This window comes from Roseisolibacter sp. H3M3-2, assembly GCF_029211165.1.
In the GTDB taxonomy this organism is placed as follows: Bacteria; Gemmatimonadota; Gemmatimonadetes; order Gemmatimonadales; family Gemmatimonadaceae; genus Roseisolibacter.
This window is the reverse complement of record NZ_JARGEK010000205.1, coordinates 1-8,598: the sequence shown is the minus strand read 5'-3', so window position 1 is coordinate 8,598 and position 8,598 is coordinate 1. Positions and strand designations below refer to the sequence as shown.

Here is an 8,598-nt window from a genome sequence, read left to right as displayed (position 1 = left end):
CCGCGGCGGCCGGCGGCACGTCCTCGGCGCGCAGCGCGCGGTCGCGGTCGTTGCGCACGCGCCGCAGCAGCGAGCCGGCGATCGTCTTGATCGGCGCCAGCGAGTTGTTGATCTCGTGGCTCAGCACCCGCACGAGGCGCTGCCACGCCTGCCGCTCCTCGGCGCGCAGCGTCTCGCTCAGGTCCGTGACGAGGAGCAGCGCGTGCGGGCGCCCGCCCTGCCGGAACTCGCCGCGCCGCACCTCCCAGCGCCCGGTGCCGCCGGGGAAGCTCGCCTGCAGCACGCGCGGCGCGGCGGGGCCGTACTCCCCCGGGTCGCGCGCCAGCAGGTCGTCGAGGCCGAGCGCGCCGGCGGTCTCGCCGATCAGGCGCTCGCTCGGGCGCGCGAGCAGGCGCTCCCCCTGCCGGTTGACGAGGCGCAGCCGCGCCGCCTCGTCGAAGGCGAAGATGGCGACGTCGATCTCCGCCATCACGCGCCGCAGCAGCGCCGCGCTCTCCAGCGCGCGCAGCCGCTCCTCGCGCAGCACGGCGGTGAGCATGTTGGCCTCGTGGAACGCGAGGCCGAGCGCGTCGTCGGGGGTGGCGGCGCGGGCGCGGAAGGAGAAGTCCCCCTCGCGCAGCGCGCCGAGCACGTTGGCGAGCGTCTGCAGGGGGCGCACGACCTGGAACTGCGCGACGAGCGCGGTCACCAGCCACACGACGGCGACGAGGCCGACGAGCGTCCAGCGCGCGCGGTCGCCCCACCCCATGTGCCCCGACAGCCAGACGGTGACGGCGACCGCCGGCGCGCCCGCGCCGAGCGCGAGGAGCAGGACGCGCCGGTCGTGTCTCACGCGGGGCTCACGCGGAGGTCAGAGCCCGTGCGCCGCCATGCGGCGGTAGAGCGCCGAGCGGCTGAGGCCGAGCGCGCGGGCGGCGTGGCTGACGTTGCCGTTCCAGCGCGCGAGCGCCTTCTGGATCAGCACCTTCTCCACCGTCTCCAGCGTCATGTCCTCGAGCGCCGCCTGCCCCTGCCCGTCCACGCGCAGCGCGAGGTCGACGGCGCGCACCTGGTCGCCCTGGGCCATGAGCACCGCGCGCTCGACGGCGTGGTCGAGCTCCCGCACGTTGCCGGGCCACGGGTGCGCGAGCAGCACCTGCAGCGCGTCGGGGGCGAAGCCCTGCAGCGCCTTGCGGTAGCGCGCCGCGTGCCGCGCCAGGAAGTGCGCCGCCAGCACCGGGACGTCGTCGCGGCGCGCGCGCAGCGGCGGGAGCTGGATCTCGACGGTGTTGAGGCGGTAGAGCAGGTCCTCGCGGAAGCGGCCGGCCGCCACCTCGCCGCGCACGTCGGCGTTGGTCGCGCTCACCACGCGCACGTCCACGTGCCGCGGGCGCGACGAACCGACGCGCTCCATCTCGCCGGTCTGCAGCACGCGCAGCAGCTTGGCCTGCTGCGGCATCGACATGTTCCCGATCTCGTCGAGGAACAGCGTGCCGCCGTCGGCGAGCTCGAAGCGCCCCACCCGGTCGGTCTTGGCGTCGGTGAAGGCGCCCTTCACGTGGCCGAACAGCTCGGACTCGAAGACGCCCTCGGAGAGGCCGCCCATGTTCACCGCGACCAGCGTGCGGGCCGCGCGGCGGCTGGCGGCGTGCAGCCAGCGCGCGACGAGCTCCTTCCCGGTCCCGTGCTCGCCGGTGACGAGGACGTTGGCGTCGCTCGGCCCGACGCGCTCCATGAGGCGGAGCACGGGCTGCATCGCCGCGCTCTCGGCGATCATCTCGACCTTGACCGCGGCGTCGCGGCGGAGCGCGCGGTTCTCGTGCTCGAGGCGCTGCGTGCGGCGGAGCGCGCGCCCGAGCTCGATCTGCGTGCGCAGCGTGGCGACGAGGCGGGCGTCGTCCCACGGCTTCTCGACGTAGTCGCGCGCGCCGCGGCGGATCGCCTCGACGGCGCCGTCGACGCTCCCCCACGCGGTCATGACGATGACCGGCAGCGTCGCGTCGGCGCCCTGCAGCGCCGGCAGGAGGTCGAGCCCCTCGCGGCCGCTGGTGGTGTCGCGCGTGTAGTTGAGGTCCATCAGCAGCGCGTCGAAGTCGCGCGACTGCACGGCCTGCAGGATCTGCGCGGGCGTGCGCGCGATCTCGACCTCGAACCCCTCGTCGGCGAGCAGGAAGCGGAGGGCGTCGAGGATCGCCGGCTGGTCGTCGGCGACGAGGAGGCGCGGGGGCTGCTGGGGGTCGGTCACGGGAGAACGTTAGGGCGGGGACGGCGGGCGGGACAGGGCGCGGCGGCGGTCGCACCCTTGCCACCCGCGCCGAGCCGAGACGATGCTATGGAGATGCCGAACGTCGAGCCGACGTACCACACCGCCGACATGGTCCGCGCCCTCATCGACGAGGAGCGCGCCTGGCCGCGGTACGAGACGATCTGGGGGGAGCTGCACGTGACCCCCGCGCCGCGACCGTGGCACCAGTTGGTCGTCGGGCGACTCCAGCATGCGCTCGTCACCTACCTCGAGCGCGAGCGGGTCGGCGTCCTGCTCGGGGCACCCGCCGACATCTCGTGGGGGCGCGACGACGTCCTCGTGCAGCCGGACATCTTCGTCATGCCGGTCGAGATGGCGCGCGCCGCCGTCGAGGCGGACACGTGGATGCCCGTGTGTCACCTCCTGCTCGCGGTCGAGGTGCTCAGCCCCGGCAGCGTGCGGGCAGACCGGTTCACGAAGCGGACGCTCTACCAGAAGATGAACGTCCCGCTGTATTGGGCGATCGAACCCGACGCGCACGTCGTGGAAGTGTGGACCCCCGACGCACACTTCCCGACCGTCGAGCGCGAGACCCTCACCTGGCATCCCGCGCCCGACGCGCCCGCATTCGTGCTCCGGCTGGCGGAGCTGTTCCGGCCGATCTGACGCTCACTCCGCCCGCAGCGCGACGAGCGGGTCGACGCGCGACGCCCGCCGCGCCGGCAGCCACGCGGCGAGCAGCGCGACCGCCGACAGCGCGGCCGCCACCAGCAGGTACGTGGCCGGGTCGCCGGCGCCCACGCCGTACAGCTGCGCCGACAACAGCCGCGCCACGCCGGCCGCCGCCGCGAGCCCGACGCCGACGCCGAGCACCGCGAGGCGCATCCCCTCCCCCACGACCATCCGCTCGACGTCCGCGCCGGCGGCGCCGAGGGCGAGGCGGACGCCCATCTCGCGCGTGCGCTGCGCGACCGCGAACGCGACCACGCCCGCCAGCCCGACCGCCGCGACCGCGAGCGCCAGCGCGCCGAACGCCGTCATCAGCGTCGCCATGAGCCGCGCGGGGAACATCGCCTGCGTGCGCACCTCCTCCAGCGTGCGCACCTCGCCGGTCGGCAGGTCGGGGTCGAGCGCGCGCAGCTCGCGGCGCACCGCGCCGAGCACCGCGTGCGGCGCGCCGGCGGCGACGCGGACCTCGAGCGTCATCCCCGACGTCCACTCCTGCGCCAGCGGCAGCAGCATCGTCGGCTCGGGGCGCCCGGTGATGTCGCCGACGCGCGCGTCGCGCACCACGCCCACCACCGTCGCCTCGTCGCCCCGCTCCCCCTCGAGCCGGACGCGCTGGCCGACCGCGCGCTGCCCCGGCCAGGCGCGGCGGGCGAAGGCCTCGTTCACGACCACGGCGCGCGGCGCGCCCGGGCGGTCCTGCGCGCCGAGCATGCGCCCGTCGGCGGCGCGCATGCCGAGCGCCTCGACGAATCCGTCGGCCACCACGTCGTACTGCGTGCGCTGGACCGCGCCGCCGCGGGCGGGGAGGCGCACCTCCTGCGACATGCCGTTGCCGCTCAGCGGCACGATGGCGTGCAGCGTCGCCGCGCGCACGTTCGGGAGCGCGCGCACGCGCGCCAGCAGCTGCTCGTACAGCGCGAGCCCGCGGGTCGCGTCGTAGCCGCGCGTCCCGGCGTCGAGCGCGACGCTCAGCACCCCGTGCGGCTCGTAGCCGACGTCGGCGTCGCGGAGCGCGCTCACGGTGCGCAGCAGCAGCCCGGCGGAGACCAGCAGCACCATCGACACCGCCATCTGCCCGACCACCAGCGCGCCGCGCAGCCGCGAGCGCGAGCGCCCGGCGCCGGCGGTGCCGTCCTTGATCCCGGCGGTGAGCGAGCCGCGCGTGACCCAGAGCGCCGGGACGAGCCCGAACAGCAGCCCCGTGCCGAGCGCCAGCGCCGCGGTGGCGCCGAGGACGCGGCGGTCGGGGGCGAGGTCGAGCATCGGCGGGAGGCCGAGGCGCGGCAGCAGCGACGCGCCGGCAGCGCCGAGCACCGCGGCCACGAGGGCGGCGGCGCCGGCGAGCAGCGCGCTCTCGGCGACCACCTCGCGCACGAGGCGCGCGCGCCCGGCGCCGAGGGCGACGCGCAGCGACAGCTCGCGGCGGCGCGACGCGGCGCGCGCGAGCTGCAGGTTGGCGACGTTGGCCGCGGTCACCGCGAGCACCAGCAGCGCGAGCGCCGTGAGGGCGCCGAAGACGGCGAACACCGGGCCGTGCTCCGACGGGTCGGCGGCCAGCAGCGTGCCGCCGGCCACCACGCGCACGCCCCACCCGCGGTGCGAGTCCGGGTAGTCGCGCGCCACGTCGCCGCCGAGGCGCGCCGCCGCCGCGCCGGCCTCCGCGCGGGCGACGCCCGGGGCCAGCCGCGCCAGCCCGTGCAGCCAGCGCGAGCCGCGCTGGTAGGCGCGCGGGCCGACCACGCCGAGCGCGCCCCCCTGCGTCGCCGGGAGCCACACCTCGGGGACGTTCTCGATCTCGGTGCCGCGGAACGTCGGCGGCGCGACGCCGACGACGGTGTGCGGCTTCCCGTTGAGCGACACCGCGCGCCCGACGAGCGACGAGTCGCCGCCGAACCGCCCGGCCCACAGCGCGTGCGACAGCACCACCACCGGCGAGGCGCCCGGCGCGCCGACGTCGCCGGCGCCGATCGCGCGGCCGATCGCCGCCCGCACGCCGAGGACGCCGAAGTACTGCCCCGTCACCAGCGCCGCGTGCACCGTGCGCGCGTGCTCCCCCTCCCCCATCGCCAGCTTCGCGTTGCCGAACGCGGCGACCCCCGCGAACACGTCGCGGCGCGCGGCGAGGGCGGGGACGTCGTCCCACCCCAGCGCGCCGCTGTTGATGCTCCGCCCGTCGCCGTCGCGCCACGTCGTCACCACGCGCAGCAGCCGGTCGGGCTCCTGCACCGGGAGGGGGCGCAGGAACACGGCGCTGACGAGCGAGAACATCGTCGTGTTGGCGCCGAGGCCGAGCGCGAGCGTCAGCGCCGCGGCGGCGGCGAAGCCGGGGGCGCGCAGCAGGCGGCGCGCGGCGAGGCGGAGGTCGCCGAGCATCTCAGCCCTCCGCGCCTTCGGTCATCCAGCCGTCCTTCAGCGTGACGATGCGCGAGCCGGCGCGCGCGTTCTCCTCGCTGTGCGTGACCTGGACGATCGTCGTCCCCTGCCGGTTCAGCTCCTGGAACAGCCCCATGATCTCGCGCGCCTGCCCCGAGTGCAGGTTGCCCGTCGGCTCGTCGGCGAGGAGGAGCGCGGGGCGCGCGATGACGGCGCGGGCGATCCCGACCAGCTGCTGCTGCCCGCCCGAGAGCTGGCGCGGGAACAGGTCCTTCTTGCCGACGATCCCGAACCGGTCGAGCGCGTCGGCGACCAGCGCCTGCCGCTCCGACTTCGGCACGCCGCGGTACTCGAGCGGGACGTCGAGGTTCTCGGCCACCGTCAGGTCGTCGAGCAGGTGGTACTGCTGGAAGACGAAGCCGACGTGGCGGCGCCCGAACGAGGTGCGCGCCTTGGGCGGGAGCGCGTGGATCGGCTGCCCGGCGAAGGTGAAGCCGCCGCGCCAGTCGTGGTCGAGGAGCCCGAGGATCGCCAGCAGCGTCGACTTGCCGGCGCCCGACGGGCCCATGATGGTGAGGAAGTCCCCCGCCTTCACGTCGAGGCTGATGCGGCGCAGCACGTAGTGCGTGCTCCCGCCGACGGGGTACGACTTCTCGACGTCGCGCAGCGACAGGAGCGGCGCGCCGGGGGCGAGGTCGAGGGCCGCGGGCGCGGGGGCGGAGGACGTGAAGAACGGCATCGCGGGAGGTCCGGGAGTGAGGACGGGAAGGACGGGTCGGGCGGGACGATCCTACTCGGCGCGCAGCGCCTCGGTGGGCGCGACGCGCGTCGCGCGCCGGGCGGGGAGATACGCGGCGAGCAGCGCCACCGCCATCAGGAAGACGGTGGTGGCGCCGAGCGTCGCCGGGTCGGTCGCGCCGACGCCGAACAGCATCCCGCCGAGCGCGCGCGTGGCGCCGAGCGCGCCCAGCAGCCCGACGGCCACCCCGGCGGCGACGGGCGCCATCCCCTGGCGCACGACCAGCGCGCGCACGTCGCCCGCGCGCGCGCCGAGCGCGAGGCGGATCCCGAACTCGCGGGTGCGCCGCTCGACGGCGTAGGCGATGACCCCGTAGATCCCGATCGCGGCCAGCGCCAGCGCGGCGCCGGCGAACACGGCGAACAGCGACGCGTACAGCCGCGGCATGGCCAGCGACTCCCGCATCCGCGACTCCATCGTCTCCACCGCGCCCAGCGGGACGGTGCGGTCGAGCGCGGCCAGCTCGCGGCGCACGACGGGGGCGACGGCCGCCGGGTCGCCGCGCGTGCGCACGGCCAGCGTCACCGCGCGGCGGCCGGCCTGCGCCTGCGGCAGGAACAGCTCGACCTTCGCCGGGGCGTCCACGGCGTCGAAGCGCATGTCGTTCACGACGCCGACGACGGTCAGCGGGACGCTGTCGCCGCCGAGCGTGATCCGGCCGCCGACCGCCGGCCCGCCGGCGAAGTGCCGGCGGGCGAACGTCTCGCTGATCACCGCCACGCGCGGCGCCCCGGCGCGGTCCTCCTCGGTGAAGCCGCGGCCGGCCACCAGCCGCGCGCCGAGCGCGCGCAGGTAGTCGGGGGTCACGGCGCGCATCCACGCCGACGGCGCGCGCTCGGCGGGGCGGCCGACGACCTGGAAGTCGAGGTCCCCGTCGCCGCCCTGCAGCGGCACCTCGGTCGACACGCCGGCCGCCACCACCGCGGGGTCGCGGGCGACGCGCGCCGCCAGCTGCGCGTGGAAGTCGGCGAGCGCCGGGCTCCCCGCCGGGTAGCGGGCGCTCGGCAGCGCGTACTGCGCCAGCAGCAGGCGCTCGGGTGCGAACCCGGGCTCCACGCGCTGCCGCGCCACGAAGCTCCGCATCAGGAGCCCCGCGCCGGCCAGCAGGACGAGCGCGAGCGCGACCTCGCCGACCACCAGCCCGTCGCGCACGCGGCGCACCCGCGCGCCGGCGCTCGCCCCGCGCCCCTCGGTGCGCAGCGTCGACGCCAGCGCGCCGCGCGCCACGCCGAACGCCGGGCCGAGCCCGAAGACCGCCGCCGCCCCCACGCTCACGGCGAAGGTGAAGAGCACCGCGCGCCCGTCGATGCCGATGCGGTAGAACTCCGCCAGCCCCTCGGGGAGCCGCGCCACGACGAGCCCCGTCCCCCAGGTGGCCACGAGCAGCCCGAGCGCGCCGCCGAGCACCGACAGCACCACGCTCTCGGTGAGGAACTGCCGCAGCAGCCGCCCCTGCCCCGCGCCGAGCGCGGTGCGCACCGCGACCTCGCGCGCCCGCGCCGTGGCGCGCGCGACCAGCAGGTTGGCGATGTTCAGGCAGGCGATGAGCAGCACGAAGCCGACCGCGCCGAACAGCGCGAGCAGCGCCGGGCGCGCGTCGCCCGCGAGCTGGCGCTGCAGCGGCACGAGCCACGCGCCGACGCCGCGGTTGGTGCCCGGGAACTGCTCGGCGAGCGCGCGCGTGAAGCCGGCGACGTCGGCCTGCGCCGCGTCGAGCGACACGCCGGGGCGGAGCCGGCCGACGACGCGCAGCGTGTAGCACCCGCGCCCGCACGGCCCGTCGCGCGCGAGGCGCAGCGGGCGGTAGACCGCGGGGCGCCCGAACGGGTCGCGGTGGTCGGCGGGGAGCACGCCGACCACCGTCCACGGCTCGTCGTTGAGCGTGACCGCGCGGCCGACGGCGTCGGGCGCGCCGCCCAGCCGCTCCTGCCAGAAGGCGTGGCTGACGACGAGGACGCGCGGGCCGTTCGGCACGTCCTCCGCCGCCTCGAAGCCGCGCCCGCGCGCCATCGGGACGCCGAGCAGCGCGAAGTAGTCGTGCGCGACGGCGAGGCCGATGACGCGCCGCGGCTCGCCGTCGCCCGACTGCGTCGTCCCCCACCCCTGCACGGCGGCCATCCCGGCGAAGCTGCGGCTGCGCTCGCGCCAGTCGAAGTAGTCGGGGGGCGGCAGCCACTCGGGATCGTCGCGGCCGAGCGCGCGGTGGTCCTGCCAGACGGCGACGAGCTGCTCGGGCGCCGCGTACGGGAGCGGGCGCAGGAGCAGCGCGTTGACGACGCTGAAGATCGACGTGTTGGCGCCGACGCCGAGGGCGAGCGTCAGCAGGACCACGGCCGCGAAGCCGGGGGCGGCGCGCAGCGCGCGGAGGGCGTAGCGGACGTCCTGCAGCATGGCCGGGGGGGGGGGGGGGGGGGGCGTCCGTCGGCGTGGGCGCGTCGCGCGACGGCGCGGCGGTCGAGCACCTCGCGCGCCG

5 protein-coding genes and 1 pseudogene are annotated in these 8,598 nt (G+C 77.0%); 1 reads left to right on the top strand and 5 read right to left on the bottom strand.

Annotated elements, in window-relative coordinates:
• Positions 1 to 832: pseudogene (locus PYV61_RS16055) on the bottom strand (PAS domain-containing sensor histidine kinase); the annotation flags it as partial.
• Between the two features lie 18 nt (positions 833 to 850).
• Positions 851 to 2,224 carry a sigma-54 dependent transcriptional regulator gene (locus PYV61_RS16050; RefSeq protein WP_275833392.1) on the bottom strand — a complete coding sequence of 458 codons (1,374 nt, stop codon included), beginning with the start codon at positions 2,222 to 2,224 and terminating at the stop codon, positions 851 to 853.
• Between the two features lie 87 nt (positions 2,225 to 2,311).
• Between PYV61_RS16050 and PYV61_RS16045 the strand changes: the two genes are divergently transcribed.
• A complete protein-coding gene (locus tag PYV61_RS16045) occupies positions 2,312 to 2,890 on the top strand; it encodes a Uma2 family endonuclease (protein ID WP_275833389.1) in 579 nt (192 codons plus the stop codon).
• A 3-nt stretch (positions 2,891 to 2,893) separates the two neighbouring features.
• Here the strand turns inward: PYV61_RS16045 and PYV61_RS16040 are convergent, their stop codons facing one another.
• The 3 genes from PYV61_RS16040 to PYV61_RS16030 are packed head-to-tail and all read right to left on the bottom strand — an operon-like array spanning position 2,894 to position 8,516.
• Entirely contained in the window at positions 2,894 to 5,326 is a 2,433-nt protein-coding gene (locus PYV61_RS16040) for an ADOP family duplicated permease (RefSeq protein ID WP_275833387.1), read from the bottom strand.
• A 1-nt stretch (position 5,327) separates the two neighbouring features.
• Positions 5,328 to 6,065, bottom strand: coding sequence for an ABC transporter ATP-binding protein (locus PYV61_RS16035; RefSeq protein WP_275833384.1), 738 nt, complete (start codon positions 6,063 to 6,065; stop codon positions 5,328 to 5,330).
• Between the two features lie 51 nt (positions 6,066 to 6,116).
• The gene (locus PYV61_RS16030) at positions 6,117 to 8,516 is read right to left on the bottom strand and encodes an ABC transporter permease (protein WP_275833382.1); all 2,400 of its coding nucleotides are present in this window, start codon (positions 8,514 to 8,516) and stop codon (positions 6,117 to 6,119) included.
• Positions 8,517 to 8,598 lie beyond the last annotated feature (82 nt).